Origin of the sequence: Allotabrizicola aquatica (SeqCode), assembly GCF_965194375.1 — a bacterium.
GTDB classification, from domain to species: domain Bacteria; phylum Pseudomonadota; class Alphaproteobacteria; order Rhodobacterales; family Rhodobacteraceae; genus Tabrizicola_A; species Tabrizicola_A aquatica.
This window is the reverse complement of sequence record NZ_CBDAEL010000004.1, coordinates 184,807-198,608: the sequence shown is the minus strand read 5'-3', so window position 1 is coordinate 198,608 and position 13,802 is coordinate 184,807. Positions and strand designations below refer to the sequence as shown.

Genomic DNA, 13,802 nt, shown 5'->3' with positions numbered 1-13,802 from the left:
GCGGTTGCAAGCCGCGCCCGGGCCTGTCAGGCTGACCCGAGGGAGTGCTGCCGATGTCTGACCCGATTGAAGTGCTGGAGTTTTGGCTGGGCGAGGTGGGCCCGGAGGGCTGGTATGCCGGGGGCGAGGCGCTGGATGACGAGTGCCGCGCGCGCTTCTTGGATCTGTGGCAGGCCGCGCATGAGGGCGGGCTGGAACACTGGGTCGATGGCACCGTTGGCACGCTTGCCTATTTGGTGATCTGCGATCAATTGGCGCGCAACATGCACCGTGGCACCGACTTGGCCTTTGCCACGGATGCTTGCGCTTTGTCGGCGGCGCGGCAAGCGGTTGAGGCCGGTTGGGACATGGGCGCGCCCGAGCCTGAGCGGCAGTTTTTCTATATGCCCTTTGAACATTCTGAAAACCCGGCAGATCAAGAGCTTGCTGTGCGGCTTTTGACGGAGCGTATGGCGTCTGACCCCGATATGGCGCTGCATGCCCGTGCGCATCAGGCCATCATCGCGCGGTTTGGTCGGTTTCCCTTTCGCAACGCGGCGCTTGGGCGTGATACAACGCCTGCAGAGGCGGAGTTTATGGCGTCCGGGGGCTATGCCGCGGAAGTGGCCCGGTTGCGCGCGAGCCATGCATCTGATGCATAGAGGGTGGGCGGTAGGATTGTTGCTTGGCTGAATGAGATAGTTTAATGGCAAACTACTTTTCTGGGGAGGGAAAGATGGCAGGCCAAAGCTTTGATGTTGTGGTGATTGGGGCGGGACCGGGGGGCTATGTGGCGGCCATTCGCGCGTCGCAGCTCGGCCAGAAGGTGGCGATCATCGAGCGCGAGAATTTGGGCGGCATCTGCCTGAACTGGGGCTGCATCCCGACCAAGGCCCTGTTGCGCTCGGCCGAGGTGTTCCACCTGATGCACCGCGCCAAGGAATTCGGGCTGTCCGTGCAAGTTGTGTCCTACGACTTGGATGCTGTCGTGGCCCGCTCGCGCGCGGTGGCCAAGCAATTGTCGGGCGGCATTGGCCATCTGATGAAGAAAAACAAAATCACCGTGTTCATGGGGGCGGCCACGCTGCCGAAGGCGGGGGTTGTTTCGGTGAAAACCGATAAGGGCGTTGAGGAGTTGACCGCCAAGGCGATCATTCTTGCCACCGGCGCGCGGGCGCGCGAATTGCCGGGGCTGGAGGCGGATGGAGATCTGGTTTGGACCTATCGCCATGCGCTGCAACCCAAGCGGATGCCGAAAAAGCTTCTGGTGATCGGATCGGGCGCGATTGGGATCGAGTTTGCCAGCTTCTTCAACACCTTGGGCGCGGATGTCACAGTGTGTGAGGTGATGGACCGTGTTTTGCCGGTGGAGGACGCCGAGATCAGCGCATTCGCCAAGAAGGCCTTTGTCAAACAGGGCATGAAGATCTTGGAAAAGACCACGGTCAAGAAGCTCGACCGCAAGCCGGGTGTGGGTGTGACTGCGCATCTGGAAGATGTGACAGGCACTGTCACGGCGGAATTTGACACGGTTATCTCGGCGGTCGGCATTGTCGGCAATGTCGAAGAGCTGGGGCTGGAGGCGCTTGGTGTCAAGATTGACCGTACCCATGTTGTGACCGATGAATTCTGCCGCACCGGGGTTCCCGGCCTTTATGCCATCGGCGATATCGCGGGTGCGCCATGGTTGGCTCACAAAGCCAGCCATGAGGGCGTGATGGTGGCCGAGTTGATCGCGGGCGGCCATCCGCACCCGATCAAGCCCGGCTCGATCGCGGGCTGCACCTATTGCCATCCGCAAGTGGCGTCGGTCGGCATGACCGAAGCAAAGGCCATTGAGGCTGGCCATCAGGTGAAGGTTGGCCGTTTCCCCTTTATCGGCAACGGCAAGGCAATCGCGATGGGCGAGACCGAGGGCATGGTGAAAACCGTGTTTGATGCCAAAACGGGTGAGCTTTTGGGCGCCCATATGGTGGGCGCCGAGGTGACCGAGATGATCCAAGGCTATGTTATTGGACGCAGCCTTGAGACCACCGAGGAAGACCTGATGAACACCGTCTTCCCGCATCCGACCATGTCCGAGATGATGCATGAGGCGGTGCTCGACGCCTATGGTCGGGCCTTGCATATCTAGTCGGCATCGACTTTTGTGGCACAAATCGGGGGGCTGACCGCCCCCCGTTTCAATTTCTCGCCAAAGGATCTGCCAATGCGCGCCGCTCTGACGATTTTCGCGATCTGGGCGGCGGGTCTCGGGGCGGCCGCGCAGTTTGGCAAGATGTCGGTGGCCTATCCTGCGCTGGAACAGGTTTACGCCGCTCAGGCCGGGATTGGCATTGGGGTCATGCTGTCCATCGTTGGCACAGTCGGGCTGATCCTTGGCACCACGTCGGGCCTGTGGGTGGCGCGGATCGGGCCGCGGCGCGCCATGGTGGCGGCGCTTTTGCTCGGGGCTGTGGTCAGCGCCGTGCAGATGAGTTTTCCGCCCTATCCACTGATGTTGGCCAGCCGCGTTTTGGAAGGCTTGTCACATCTGGCCATTGTGGTGGTCGGGCCAACGGCGATTGCTGGGCTTGCAGGCGGGCGCGGGCAGGGGGCGGCGATGACGCTATGGTCATCCTTTTTTGGGGTGGCCTATGCGGTCCTGTTCTGGATCGGGCCGCAGATTTTGGACGCACAGGGGCCGGGGTATCTGTTCGGCTTGCACGCGGGCTGGATGGCGGCTTTGGCGGCAATTTTGTGGCTTTTGATGCCCGCTGACCCAGGTGTTGAGGTTGTGGCTCAGCGACCTTCGCTTTTGGCAGAGCATCGGGCGATTTACGCGTCACCCTTCCTTGCTGCCCCGGCCATGGGTTTTGCGTGCTATGCGGTCACCTATGTCGCGGTTTTGACGCTTTTGCCTGCGCAAATGGGGGAACTGGGCGGGTTCATCGGTGTTGCCATGCCGCTTGTGTCCATTGCGGTTTCCTTGACGCTGGGGGTCTGGCTCTTGGGCCATATGCAGGCCGTGGCATTGGTGGAAGCGGGATTTGTTGCAGCGATGATCGCTGCAGTGGGGCTTTGGGCATTTTGGGCCCAACCGACCGCCGTTCTATTCGCTTTGGCGGTCGCTGCCGCTCTGGGCATCGTGCAAGGGGCAAGCTTTGCGGCATTGGCAGAGTTGAACCCAAGCCCCGAGGACCGTGCAAAGGCGGCTGGGGCCATCGCTCAACTGGGCAATCTTGGCACCACCACCGGCACGCCGATGCTGGTCTGGGCCATGGAAAAGGCCGGTCAAAGCGGCCTTGCCCTGTTTCTCATCGGGTTCTCGGCGCTGGGGATCGCCCTTCACAGGCTGCAGTCGCAGAGGCGAATTCAGCGCTGAACCGCGCCTCCGGCGCTGACCCAATCGCCAAAACCGCCGATGTTGTGCACGCTGTATCCCAGCCGCTCCAACACCTGCGCCGCTTGACCGGCGCGCCCGCCCACGGCGCAGAACACTGCGACGGGCTTGGCCGGGTCCAGCCGCTTGTCGTGGTCGGGGCCTTGCGGGTTGGCCTTCAGCGGCACCATCGACAGCGGAATGTGAACGCCCCCTTTGGCCGTGCCAGAGGCGGCGACTTCGCCCGCCTCGCGCACATCCAAAAGCGTGACCTCGCCCTTGGCGGCCATGGCAACGGCGTCGGTGGCGGTCAGGCGTTTGGCGGACGAGCCGCCGAAGAGATTGAACATGATGTATCCTTTCCGTGGATTTGGTTGATATATATTCAATGTATGGAATTTGTAAAGCCCCTGTGAAGAGAATTCCTGCTTAGGAGCCTATGTTCACTTAATGTTCACATTTTCCGGTTGGAAACCAAGTGATTCCGGCCTAACTCTAGCGCTCAGAGCAGAGGTGGTTCATGGCCGAACAGAAGTTCATTGAGGTGCGCGGCGCGCGCGAGCACAACCTCAAAGGTGTGGATGTCAAGATTCCGCGCGACCAGCTGGTGGTGATCACCGGGCTGTCCGGGTCGGGCAAATCCAGCCTCGCCTTTGACACCATCTATGCCGAGGGCCAGCGCCGCTATGTCGAAAGCCTGTCGGCCTATGCCCGGCAATTCCTTGATATGATGGGAAAACCGGATGTGGACCACATCTCGGGACTGTCGCCAGCCATTTCCATCGAACAGAAAACCACCTCGAAGAATCCGCGCTCGACCGTCGGCACGGTCACCGAGATTTATGACTATCTGCGCCTGCTCTTTGCCCGCGTTGGCACGCCCTATTCGCCCGCGACTGGCCTGCCCATCACCGCCATGCAGGTGCAGGACATGGTCGATGCGGTGATGGCGATGGAAGAGGGGACGCGCGCCTATCTGCTGGCGCCCATCGTTCGGGATCGGAAGGGCGAGTACAAGAAAGAGTTCCTTGATCTGCGCAAGCAGGGCTTTCAGCGGGTGAAGGTGAACGGCCAGTTCTACGAATTGGAAGAACCGCCGGTTCTGGACAAGAAGTTTCGTCACAACATCGACGTAGTGGTTGACCGCATCGTGGTGCGTGAAGGGCTAGAGACGCGGCTGGCGGACAGCTTCCGCACCGCCTTGAACCTTGCCGATGGGATCGCGGTGATTGAAACCGCGCCAAGCGAAGGCGAGGGGCTCCGCACCACCTATTCCGAGAAATTCGCCTGCCCGGTGTCGGGATTTACCATCGCCGAGATTGAGCCGCGCCTGTTTTCGTTCAACGCCCCCTTTGGTGCCTGCCCGGTCTGCGATGGCTTGGGGATGGAGTTGTTTTTCGACGAGCGCCTTGTGGTTCCCGATCAGGGCCTGACCTTGATGCAAGGCGCCATCGCGCCTTGGGCCAAATCGAAAAGCCCCTATTTCACCCAGACCATCGACGCCATGTCCAAGCACTATGGCTTTGACAAGAAAGCCAAATGGAAGGACCTGCCAGAGAAGGTGAAGGATCTTTTCCTGCATGGGTCTGGCGGTGAGGAGATCGCGTTCCGCTATGACGAGGGGGGCCGCATCTATCAGGTGTCCCGCGTGTTTGAAGGGGTGATCCCCAACATGGAGCGGCGCTACCGCGAGACCGACAGCGCTTGGAGCCGCGAGGAGATGGAGCGGTTCCAGAACAACCGGCCTTGCGGGGCCTGTTCGGGCTATCGCCTGCGTCCTGAAGCGCTGGCGGTGAAGATTGCAGACCTGCATGTGGGGCAGGTGGTCAAGATGTCGATCCAAGAGGCGTTTGACTGGATTGCGACGGTGCCGGCCAGCCTGTCCAACCAGAAAAACGAAATCGCCCGGGCCATTCTGAAGGAAATCCGCGAACGTTTGGGGTTCTTGGTGAATGTGGGCCTGAACTACCTGACGCTGAGCCGCAACGCCGGCACGCTGTCGGGTGGGGAAAGCCAGCGCATCCGGCTCGCCAGCCAGATCGGCAGCGGGCTGACCGGGGTGCTTTATGTGTTGGATGAACCCTCGATCGGGTTGCACCAACGCGACAATGACCGCTTGCTGACCACGCTGAAAAACCTGCGCGATCAAGGCAATACGGTTCTGGTGGTGGAGCATGACGAGGACGCGATCCGCGAGGCGGATTATGTCTTTGACATGGGTCCGGGGGCTGGGGTACATGGCGGGATGGTCGTGTCGCATGGCACGCCGGATGAGGTCGCCAAGGACCCAGCCAGCCTGACGGGGCAGTACCTGTCGGGCAGTCGCGAAATTGCGGTGCCCAAGGTCCGCCGCAAGGGGAACGGCAAAAAGCTGACGGTGGTGGGTGCCACTGGCAACAACTTGAAAAACGTCACGGCTGAATTTCCCTTGGGCAAGTTTGTCTGCGTCACGGGCGTTTCGGGTGGCGGCAAATCGACCCTGACGATTGAAACCCTGTTCAAAACCGCCGCGACCAAGCTGAACGGCGCGCATGAAACGCCCTCACCTTGCGAGACGATCAAGGGGTTTGAGCATCTGGATAAGGTGATCGACATTGACCAGCGCGCCATCGGGCGCACGCCGCGGTCAAACCCGGCGACCTACACCGGGGCCTTCACCCCGATCCGGGATTGGTTTTCGGGCCTGCCCGAAGCCAAGGCGCGCGGCTATCAGGCCGGGCGGTTCTCGTTCAACGTCAAAGGCGGGCGCTGTGAAGCCTGTCAGGGCGACGGTGTCATCAAGATCGAGATGCACTTCCTGCCGGATGTTTATGTCACCTGCGAGACCTGCAAGGGCCAGCGCTACAACCGCGAAACTTTGGAAATTAAATTCAAAAACAAGAGCATTGCTGATGTTCTTGACATGACGTGCGAAGATGCCCGCGAGTTTTTCCAAGCCGTCCCCAGCATCCGTGAGAAGATGGATGCGCTGTGCGAGGTTGGGCTTGGTTACATCAAGGTCGGCCAACAGGCCACCACGCTGTCGGGTGGTGAAGCGCAACGGGTGAAGCTGTCAAAAGAATTGTCGCGCCGGGCGACGGGGCGGACGCTTTACATTCTGGATGAGCCTACGACAGGCCTGCATTTCGAGGATGTGCGCAAGCTGCTGGAGGTGCTGCATTCCTTGGTCGATCAGGGCAATACGGTTGTGGTGATCGAGCACAATCTCGATGTCATCAAGACCGCCGACTGGATCATCGACATCGGCCCTGAGGGCGGCGATGGCGGTGGGGAGATCGTCGCCACCGGCACACCCGAGGATGTGGCCAAGGTCGAGGCAAGTCACACAGGACGCTATCTGAAGGACATGCTGCGCCCGCGCCGGCAAGCAGCGGAATAGGGGCGGCCGCGTGCCGCCCCCGATCCTTCACCAAAAACTCAGGCTTTCTTCATTGGGCAGGTGTTGATGCCCAAAACTGAATAGACTGGGCATGACCCCATAAGGCCCGTGGCCAAGGGCACGATGCCGATCAGCTTGGCATAGTGCCAAAAGCCTTCGCCTTGGCCCATGAAGAACCACAGCAATAGGCCAAGCCCCACAATAACTCGCAACGCGCGGTCGACGGTTCCTTCGTTGGTCTTGAACATAACACTCTCCTGATTGGTCAGGCCGGATCTCGTCCGGTCATGCATCAAAACTACCTGATTCTGTGCATTCGGTCTGTGATCTGGTCACAGGTTTGACAAGAGATCAGAAAATCACCCCTCATGGCGCAAGGCTTGCCGCCCGCTTCAGCGCGCCCAAGTCCAAAAGCCGCACAGTGCCCCGGTCGGTTGCCACCCAGCCCGCGCGCTGAAAGGCGTCCAGTCGGCGCGTGACCACTTCCCGCGCCGATCCGATGCGTGCAGCCAATTCGGCCTGCGTTGCGTGCACCAAATTGCCCTCGGACATGTCAAGAAGGGCGGCGGCCAAGCGGCTTTCAATACTGGCAAAGGCCACTTGTTCCAAAAGCCGCGTGACATCTTGCATGCGCCGCCCAAGGGCGGTCATCACAAAGCTGCGAAAGCCGGGTTCGCTGTCAATCAGCTGCAAGAACATTGCGCGCGGGATCATCACCACCCGCGCGTCTGTTGCCGCCAGCGCCTCGCCAGAATAGGGCTCGCCCGCCATCAGCCCCAAGGTGGTTTGCACGCAAGATTGCCCCGGTTCGACCGCATAAAGCAGGATCTCGCGCCCTGATGGGCCGGTCAGATGCACCTCAATCCGGCCTGAGAGGACCATCACAAAGCCCTGAGCGGCATCGCCGGGGCGAAACAAGACGGCACCTTTTGCGACGGTTTGTTCGGTAAGGGACAGCAAACGCCGGCGCACGGGCGCCGAGATCGGGTCGATCGCGTCAATCCAGCTCATCTGTTGCGCGCAGAGCCCTGGCTCAAATCACACAACCGCCGCTCTGGAAGGCCAAGAATTTCAAGCGCATCAGCCTCGGTCTGAGCGATGCGGGCAATGCCCTCCGGAATCTCCAAAATCGCCCGCGCTGCGGCAGCGCTGATCTGCCGAGACAGCGCATGGGGCGCGAGGCAGACCACCAGACGCTCCGTTCCTCGGTGCCACAGGTAATCGGGCAAGCGCGCCATGGCCTGCAAAATCTTCACGTAATCCGTCTCGTGACCGGTGACTGCGGACAGGTCGATCAGCAAAGGTTGCGTCGGGCGCGCTTCGGGGTGGCGGGCATAGGCTGCGGCAGCACTCAAGCAATCCTGCATCAGCACCCGGCCGGTAAGCTTGGCCAGGACGACACCTCGGTCATGGAGTATCTGAAAGGATATCGACATACTCAAAAGATAATATGAATATCCAAAGTTTGGCAAGATGTCTTGAGCGTCTAATGTGCTTCGGTGCAAATCTGTGCGGCTTGGCGTCTGGTCGACATGAAAACGCGCGCCGGAAAGCTCCGGCGCGCGACAAGTTGGGCTTATGCCCGCCTTAGGTTAAGTCGTGCTTAGTCCATCGCTTTGAAGTTCAGGCTGGCACCTTCCTTGATGCCCGAGAACCAGCGCGCGGTGACGGTCTTGGTCTTGGTGTAGAAGCGGAAGGCGTCGGGACCATACTGGTTCAAATCGCCAAAGGCCGACTTCTTCCAGCCGCCGAAGGAGTAATAAGACAGCGGCACCGGGATGGGGAAGTTGATGCCCACCATGCCCACATTGACGCGGGATGCGAAATCGCGCGCTGTGTCGCCGTCGGCGGTGAAGATCGCCGTCCCATTGCCGTATTCGTTGTCGATCACCAGTTTCAACGCGTCTTCATAGGTGGCTTTGCGGACGGTCGACAGCACCGGGCCGAAGATCTCTTGCTTATAGATCTCCATGTCGGGCGTGACGTTGTCAAAAAGCGACGGGCCCACGAAGAAGCCGTTCTCATAACCTTGGATTTTGATCCCCCGGCCATCGATGACCAGCTTCGCGCCCTGATCCACGCCCGAACCGATCAGCCCGTTGATCCGGTCGCGCGCCTGCGCGGTGATCACCGGGCCAAAGTCCACGTCTTCGCCCGCTGTGTAGGGGCCAACCTTCAGCTTTTCGATCCGCGGGATCAGCTTTTCGATCAGCTTGTCGGCAGTCTTCTCGCCCACCGGCACCGCGACAGAAATCGCCATGCAGCGTTCGCCTGCCGCGCCAAAGCCCGCGCCCACCAGCGCGTCAGCGGCCTTATCAAGGTCGGCGTCGGGCATGATGATCATGTGGTTCTTGGCACCGCCAAAGCACTGCGCGCGCTTGCCGTTCGCGGCCGCACGGCCATAGATATACTGCGCGATCGGGGTGGAACCGACAAAGCCCACGCCTTGAATGGTCTCGTTGTCCAAGATCCCGTCGACGATTTCCTTGTCGCCGTTCACCACCTGCAACACGCCATCCGGCAGCCCGGCTTCTTTCAGAAGCTCGGCGAGGAAGAGCGAGGTCGAAGGCACCCGCTCGGACGGCTTCAGGATCATGGCGTTGCCGCTGGCCAGTGCCGGGCCCATTTTCCACAAGGGGATCATGGCGGGGAAGTTGAAGGGCGTGATGCCCGCCACAACGCCCAAGGCCTGACGCATGGCGTAGATGTCAATGCCGGGACCCGCGTTGTCGGTCATCTCGCCCTTCAGGAACGCCGGGGCACCCATGCAGACCTCGATCACCTCAAGACCGCGCTGCACGTCGCCGCGCGCATCGGGCAGGGTCTTGCCGTGTTCGCGCGACACCAGCTCGGCCAGCTTTTCCATGTGCTGATTGATAAGCGCCCCAAAGGCCATCATCACGCGGGCGCGGCGCTGCGGGTTGGTCGCGGCCCAGCCGATTTGTGCCTTGGCGGCGTCGGCAATGGCAGAGTTCAACTCGGCCACCGTGGCCAGTGCCACGCGCGCCTGAACTTCGCCGGTGGCGGGGTTCATGATATCGGCAAAGCGGCCCGATGTGCCTGCAACCAGCTTGCCGTTGATCCAGTGACCGATCTCTTTCATGGGATTTCCTCCTGATGCTTTGCGCCACAATAGTCTTGCGAAAATGCTGTGAAAAGCGGCAAGGTGGCAAATGTGTTTTGCATTATTGCAGGATGGGGCGGATGGATTGGGACGATCTGCGCGTCTTTCTGGCGGTCGCGCGCCGCGAAAGCCTGTCGGCGGCGGGCAAGGCTTTGCGGATCGATCCGGCCACGGTCGGCCGTCGCATTTCGCGGCTTGAAGACAGTCTGGCGGCGCGGCTGTTTGTAAAAAGCCCGCAAGGCTATGCGCTGACGGAAACGGGCGCACGTTTGGTGCCGCGGGCCGAGGCGGCCGAGGCCGCGTTGCGCGGCTTGGACGAGGCGGCCGAGACGCCCGAGGGGCTGACAGGGCAGATCCGGTTGGGCGCGCCTGACGGCTGTGCCAATTATCTCTTGCCGCAGGTCCTTGCACAGATGTGCGACCGCCATCCGGGGCTTGAGGTGCAATTGGTCGCCTTGCCGCGGGTGTTCAACCTGTCCAAGCGCGAAGCCGACATGGCGATTGGCGTCTCACGTCCCGAGGCGGGGCGGCTGGTGGTGCAAAAACTTACCGATTACCGGCTGCACCTTGCGGCCAGCCGCCACTATCTGGCCGCCCATCCCCCGATTGCCAGCCGGGGTGATCTAAGGGCGCATCGGCTGGTGGGCTATATCCCTGACATGATCTTTGACAAAGAGTTGGACTATCTGGCCGAGCTTGGTCTTGCCGCGCCGCCTTTGGCGTCAAATTCGGTGTCGGTGCAGTTGAATTTCTTGCGCGCCGGGGCAGGGGTCGGGGTGGTACACGACTTTGCACTGCCCGCCGCGCCCGATTTGCAGCGAATTTTGCCGGATGACATCAGCCTGACCCGGTCCTTCTGGCTGATCCGCCACGCTGATGATGCCCGCGTGCCAAGGCTGACCCGCTTTGCCGAAGATCTGGTGCGCCTGTGCCGGGCTGAGATGGCGCGGCTTGAGGCCGTGTGACCGTACCCAGCCTTGAAGTATAGCCGCTGTGGCCTTCGGGGCGCATGAATACCTTGACAGAATCCGGGGACAGCGCAACGCTGTGACGGACAACTAGGGAGGTACCTATGCTTGTCAGCCACATCCTAAAATCGAAAGGGTCTGAAGGGGTCGTCACCACGCCGCCGGGTGTTTCGGTGGCGCAGGCGGCCGAAATCCTGTCGTCCCGCAAGATCGGCGCGCTGGTCATTTCCAAAGATGGCAAGACGCTGGGCGGTATCGTGTCCGAGCGCGATATCGTGCGCGAGATTGGTCGGCGCGGGTCGGCCTGCCTCAATGACACCGTGGACAGCATCATGACTGCGCGGGTGGTCACCTGTGCCTTAACCGATCAGACCGATGCAGTTTTGCAGAAAATGACCGACGGCCGGTTTCGCCATATTCCGGTGGTCGAGGGCACCCAACTGATCGGGTTGATCTCTATCGGTGATGTGGTCAAGGCGCGGTTGTCGGAACTCGCCATGGAAAAAGACGCGCTGGAAGGCATGATCAAGGGCTTCTGACCGAAGGGGCGCCGCGATTAAGGGCTTGCGCGGGCGGGCGCAATATTGTTGCGTGTGCGCGCAAGGCTTTGGGAGACGTCATGCGCATCGGTCTATACCCCGGAACATTCGATCCGATCACCCTTGGCCATACTGACATCATCCAGCGGGCGCTGGCCTTGGTGGATCGTCTGGTCATTGGGGTGGCAATCAACCGTGATAAAGGGCCGATGTTCAGCCTGGAAGAGCGCGTGGCGATGGTGCAGGCCGAATGCGCGCCCATCACGGCCAAGTTCGGCGGTGAGATTGTGGTGCACCCCTTTGAGAACCTGCTGATTGACTGCGCGCGCGATGTGGGCGCCGGTGTTATCATTCGCGGTCTGCGTGCGGTGGCCGATTTCGAATATGAATTCCAGATGGTCGGCATGAACCGCGCGATGGATTCCAGCATTGAGACGGTGTTCTTGATGGCCGATGCGCGCCGTCAGGCCATTGCGTCCAAGCTGGTGAAGGAAATCGCGCGGCTTGGCGGCGATGTGTCGAAATTCGTCCCGCCGGCGGTGGAGGCGGCGCTGAAGGCGCGGCTTCCGCGCGGCTAGCTTGACCAATCCCGTGGCCTCTGGCATTCGCCTGAGCCAGATAAGGGATTTGATCACATGAACCTCTTCGCCGAAATCCGCACGCTCGTCGTCGACACTCTGGCCCAGATGGCAGCCGAGGGCAGCTTGCCCGCGGGCCTTGATCTTTCGGCCGTCGCGGTTGAACCGCCGCGCGATCCGGCCCATGGCGACATGGCGACCAATGCCGCGATGGTGCTGGCAAAGCCTGCCGGGATGCAGCCCCGCGCGATTGCCGATGCACTCGCGGCACATCTGGCGAAAGATGCGCGCATCACCTCGGCCGAGGTGGCGGGGCCGGGCTTTTTGAACCTACGGCTGGCCACGTCTTTGTGGCAGCGCGTGGTGAAGGACGCGCTGCAAGCGGGCCAATCCTATGGGAAATCTGCGTTGGGGCAGGGGCAGCGGGTGAACGTTGAGTTTGTCTCGGCCAACCCGACGGGTCCCATGCATGTGGGCCATGTGCGCGGCGCGGTTGTGGGCGATGCCCTGTCCAATCTTCTGGCCTTTGCCGGCTGGAATGTGACGCGCGAGTATTACATCAACGACGGCGGTGCGCAGGTCGATGTGCTGGCGCGGTCTGCTTACGAGCGCTACCGCGAGGCCAATGGGCTGGAGCCGGAGATTCGCGAAGGGCTTTATCCGGGCGATTACCTGATTCCCGTCGGTGAGGCGCTGAAGGCGAAATACGGGGCCAGCCTTTTGGATCAGCCCGAAGAGGTTTGGCTGCAGGATGTGCGCAGCTTTGCCACCGAGTTGATGATGGAAGAAATCCGGTCCGATCTGCGCGTCTTGGGCGTTGAGATGGACGTCTTTTCATCCGAAAAGGCGCTGTATGGCACCGGAGAGATCGAGGCGGCGATTGAAACGCTGCGCGGCATGGACCTCATCTATGAGGGCGTGCTGGAGCCGCCGAAGGGCAAAGAGCCCGATGATTGGGAACCCCGCGTGCAAACGCTGTTCCGCTCGACCGCGCATGGCGATGACGTCGATCGTCCAGTGAAAAAGTCGGACGGGTCCTGGACCTATTTCGCGCCCGATATTGCATACCATTACAACAAGGTCCGGCGCGGGTTTGATGCACTGATCGACATCTTCGGTGCCGACCATGGCGGCTATGTCAAGCGGATGAAGGCAGCCGTTTCGGCGCTGTCGGATGGCAAAGTTCCCTTGGATATCAAGCTCATCCAACTTGTAAAGCTGTACAAGAACGGCGAGCCCTTCAAGATGTCGAAACGGGCTGGGACCTTCGTGACCCTGCGCGATGTGGTGGAAGAGGCCGGTGCGGATGTCACCCGGTTCATCATGCTGACGCGCAAGAATGACGTCGCCTTGGACTTTGACTTTGCCAAGGTGCTGGAGCAGTCGAAGGACAATCCGGTGTTCTACGTGCAATACGCCAATGCCCGCATCAACTCGGTCATGCGCAAGGCGCGCGAGGCGGGGATCGTCTGTGATGACGCCACTTTGTCGACGCTCGACCTCTCGGGCATGACCCATGAGGCCGAGATCGCATTGGCCAAAAAGATCGCGGAATGGCCCCGTCTGGTTGAGATCGCGGCGCGCGGAAACGAGCCGCATCGCGTGGCGTTTTATCTCTATGAACTGGCGTCCGAACTCCATGGATTGTGGAACCGTGGCAATGACGACCCATCCCTTCGATTCTTCCAGACGGGCAATGCGGCAACATCTGCGGCAAAAATCGCATTGGCGCGGGCGGCGGGCGTTGTGATCGGCTGCGGTTTGGGTATCTTGGGTGTCACCCCGGTCGAGGAGATGCGGTAGACATCTTTGCGGGGTGCGAGCAGGCAACGAAATAGTCCCGGCGGCACGTATCGCGGGGCAGGCGAGGCAAG

The 13,802-nt window shown here is 61.0% G+C and carries 13 protein-coding genes; 8 read left to right on the top strand and 5 right to left on the bottom strand.

The annotated features are described in order from the left end of the window. The first annotated feature begins 53 nt into the window (after positions 1 to 53). From AC72UB_RS08015 to AC72UB_RS08005, 3 genes are all read left to right on the top strand, one after another. On the top strand, positions 54 to 641 hold the full coding sequence (locus tag AC72UB_RS08015; protein ID WP_505189295.1) for a DUF924 family protein: 588 nt from the start codon (positions 54 to 56) through the stop codon (positions 639 to 641). A gap of 74 nt (positions 642 to 715) precedes the next feature. Then, on the top strand, positions 716 to 2,113 hold the full coding sequence (gene lpdA, locus AC72UB_RS08010) for a dihydrolipoyl dehydrogenase (protein WP_505189294.1): 1,398 nt from the start codon (positions 716 to 718) through the stop codon (positions 2,111 to 2,113). 75 nt (positions 2,114 to 2,188) lie between these two features. Beyond that, positions 2,189 to 3,343 (top strand): MFS transporter, encoded by a 1,155-nt coding sequence (locus tag AC72UB_RS08005; RefSeq protein ID WP_505189293.1) that lies wholly within the window; start codon positions 2,189 to 2,191, stop codon positions 3,341 to 3,343. On the opposite strand, the gene AC72UB_RS08000 is transcribed toward AC72UB_RS08005, so the two are convergent. Then, positions 3,334 to 3,690, bottom strand: a complete 357-nt coding sequence (locus tag AC72UB_RS08000) for a rhodanese-like domain-containing protein (RefSeq protein WP_463288504.1) — start codon at positions 3,688 to 3,690, stop codon at positions 3,334 to 3,336. The two genes, AC72UB_RS08005 and AC72UB_RS08000, sit on opposite strands and share 10 nt — an antisense overlap. Before the next feature lie 170 nt (positions 3,691 to 3,860). Here AC72UB_RS08000 and uvrA point away from each other — a divergent pair, with 170 nt between their 5' ends. Further along, complete coding sequence (gene uvrA, locus AC72UB_RS07995; RefSeq protein ID WP_505189292.1) at positions 3,861 to 6,719, top strand: excinuclease ABC subunit UvrA; 2,859 nt, start codon at positions 3,861 to 3,863, stop codon at positions 6,717 to 6,719. A 38-nt stretch (positions 6,720 to 6,757) separates the two neighbouring features. Here the strand turns inward: uvrA and AC72UB_RS07990 are convergent, their stop codons facing one another. The 4 genes from AC72UB_RS07990 to AC72UB_RS07975 form a co-directional block, all read right to left on the bottom strand. Beyond that, on the bottom strand, positions 6,758 to 6,967 hold the full coding sequence (locus AC72UB_RS07990; RefSeq protein WP_505189291.1) for a YgaP family membrane protein: 210 nt from the start codon (positions 6,965 to 6,967) through the stop codon (positions 6,758 to 6,760). Positions 6,968 to 7,085: 118 nt separating this feature from the next. Then, complete coding sequence (locus tag AC72UB_RS07985; RefSeq protein ID WP_505189290.1) at positions 7,086 to 7,730, bottom strand: Crp/Fnr family transcriptional regulator; 645 nt, start codon at positions 7,728 to 7,730, stop codon at positions 7,086 to 7,088. Beyond that, positions 7,727 to 8,155 (bottom strand): hypothetical protein, encoded by a 429-nt coding sequence (locus AC72UB_RS07980; protein WP_505189289.1) that lies wholly within the window; start codon positions 8,153 to 8,155, stop codon positions 7,727 to 7,729. The genes AC72UB_RS07985 and AC72UB_RS07980 overlap by 4 nt, the downstream gene beginning before the upstream one ends. Before the next feature lie 167 nt (positions 8,156 to 8,322). After that, positions 8,323 to 9,822 carry a CoA-acylating methylmalonate-semialdehyde dehydrogenase gene (locus AC72UB_RS07975; protein WP_505189288.1) on the bottom strand — a complete coding sequence of 500 codons (1,500 nt, stop codon included), beginning with the start codon at positions 9,820 to 9,822 and terminating at the stop codon, positions 8,323 to 8,325. A gap of 101 nt (positions 9,823 to 9,923) precedes the next feature. Between AC72UB_RS07975 and AC72UB_RS07970 the strand changes: the two genes are divergently transcribed. The 4 genes from AC72UB_RS07970 (at position 9,924) to argS (ending at position 13,731) form a co-directional block, all read left to right on the top strand. Then, a complete protein-coding gene (locus AC72UB_RS07970; RefSeq protein ID WP_505189287.1) occupies positions 9,924 to 10,808 on the top strand; it encodes a LysR family transcriptional regulator in 885 nt (294 codons plus the stop codon). A gap of 107 nt (positions 10,809 to 10,915) precedes the next feature. Further along, the gene (locus tag AC72UB_RS07965; protein WP_463288497.1) at positions 10,916 to 11,350 is read left to right on the top strand and encodes a CBS domain-containing protein; all 435 of its coding nucleotides are present in this window, start codon (positions 10,916 to 10,918) and stop codon (positions 11,348 to 11,350) included. A gap of 80 nt (positions 11,351 to 11,430) precedes the next feature. After that, on the top strand, positions 11,431 to 11,928 hold the full coding sequence (gene coaD, locus AC72UB_RS07960; protein WP_463288496.1) for a pantetheine-phosphate adenylyltransferase: 498 nt from the start codon (positions 11,431 to 11,433) through the stop codon (positions 11,926 to 11,928). A gap of 57 nt (positions 11,929 to 11,985) precedes the next feature. Next, complete coding sequence (gene argS, locus AC72UB_RS07955) at positions 11,986 to 13,731, top strand: arginine--tRNA ligase (RefSeq protein WP_505189286.1); 1,746 nt, start codon at positions 11,986 to 11,988, stop codon at positions 13,729 to 13,731. Positions 13,732 to 13,802: the final 71 nt, after the last annotated feature.

Bases quoted from the DNA above. Each gene is read 5' to 3' on its own strand.
- AC72UB_RS08005 (WP_505189293.1), top strand. From the start codon at position 2,189: ATGCGCGCCGCTCTGACGATTTTCGCGATCTGGGCGGCGGGTCTCGGG.
- AC72UB_RS07985 (WP_505189290.1), bottom strand. From the start codon at position 7,730: ATGAGCTGGATTGACGCGATCGACCCGATCTCGGCGCCCGTGCGCCGG.
- argS (WP_505189286.1), top strand. From the start codon at position 11,986: ATGAACCTCTTCGCCGAAATCCGCACGCTCGTCGTCGACACTCTGGCC.
- AC72UB_RS07980 (WP_505189289.1), bottom strand. From the start codon at position 8,155: ATGTCGATATCCTTTCAGATACTCCATGACCGAGGTGTCGTCCTGGCC.
- AC72UB_RS07975 (WP_505189288.1), bottom strand. From the start codon at position 9,822: ATGAAAGAGATCGGTCACTGGATCAACGGCAAGCTGGTTGCAGGCACA.
- AC72UB_RS07970 (WP_505189287.1), top strand. From the start codon at position 9,924: ATGGATTGGGACGATCTGCGCGTCTTTCTGGCGGTCGCGCGCCGCGAA.
- lpdA (WP_505189294.1), top strand. From the start codon at position 716: ATGGCAGGCCAAAGCTTTGATGTTGTGGTGATTGGGGCGGGACCGGGG.
- AC72UB_RS08015 (WP_505189295.1), top strand. From the start codon at position 54: ATGTCTGACCCGATTGAAGTGCTGGAGTTTTGGCTGGGCGAGGTGGGC.
- coaD (WP_463288496.1), top strand. From the start codon at position 11,431: ATGCGCATCGGTCTATACCCCGGAACATTCGATCCGATCACCCTTGGC.
- uvrA (WP_505189292.1), top strand. From the start codon at position 3,861: ATGGCCGAACAGAAGTTCATTGAGGTGCGCGGCGCGCGCGAGCACAAC.
- AC72UB_RS08000 (WP_463288504.1), bottom strand. From the start codon at position 3,690: ATGTTCAATCTCTTCGGCGGCTCGTCCGCCAAACGCCTGACCGCCACC.
- AC72UB_RS07990 (WP_505189291.1), bottom strand. From the start codon at position 6,967: ATGTTCAAGACCAACGAAGGAACCGTCGACCGCGCGTTGCGAGTTATT.
- AC72UB_RS07965 (WP_463288497.1), top strand. From the start codon at position 10,916: ATGCTTGTCAGCCACATCCTAAAATCGAAAGGGTCTGAAGGGGTCGTC.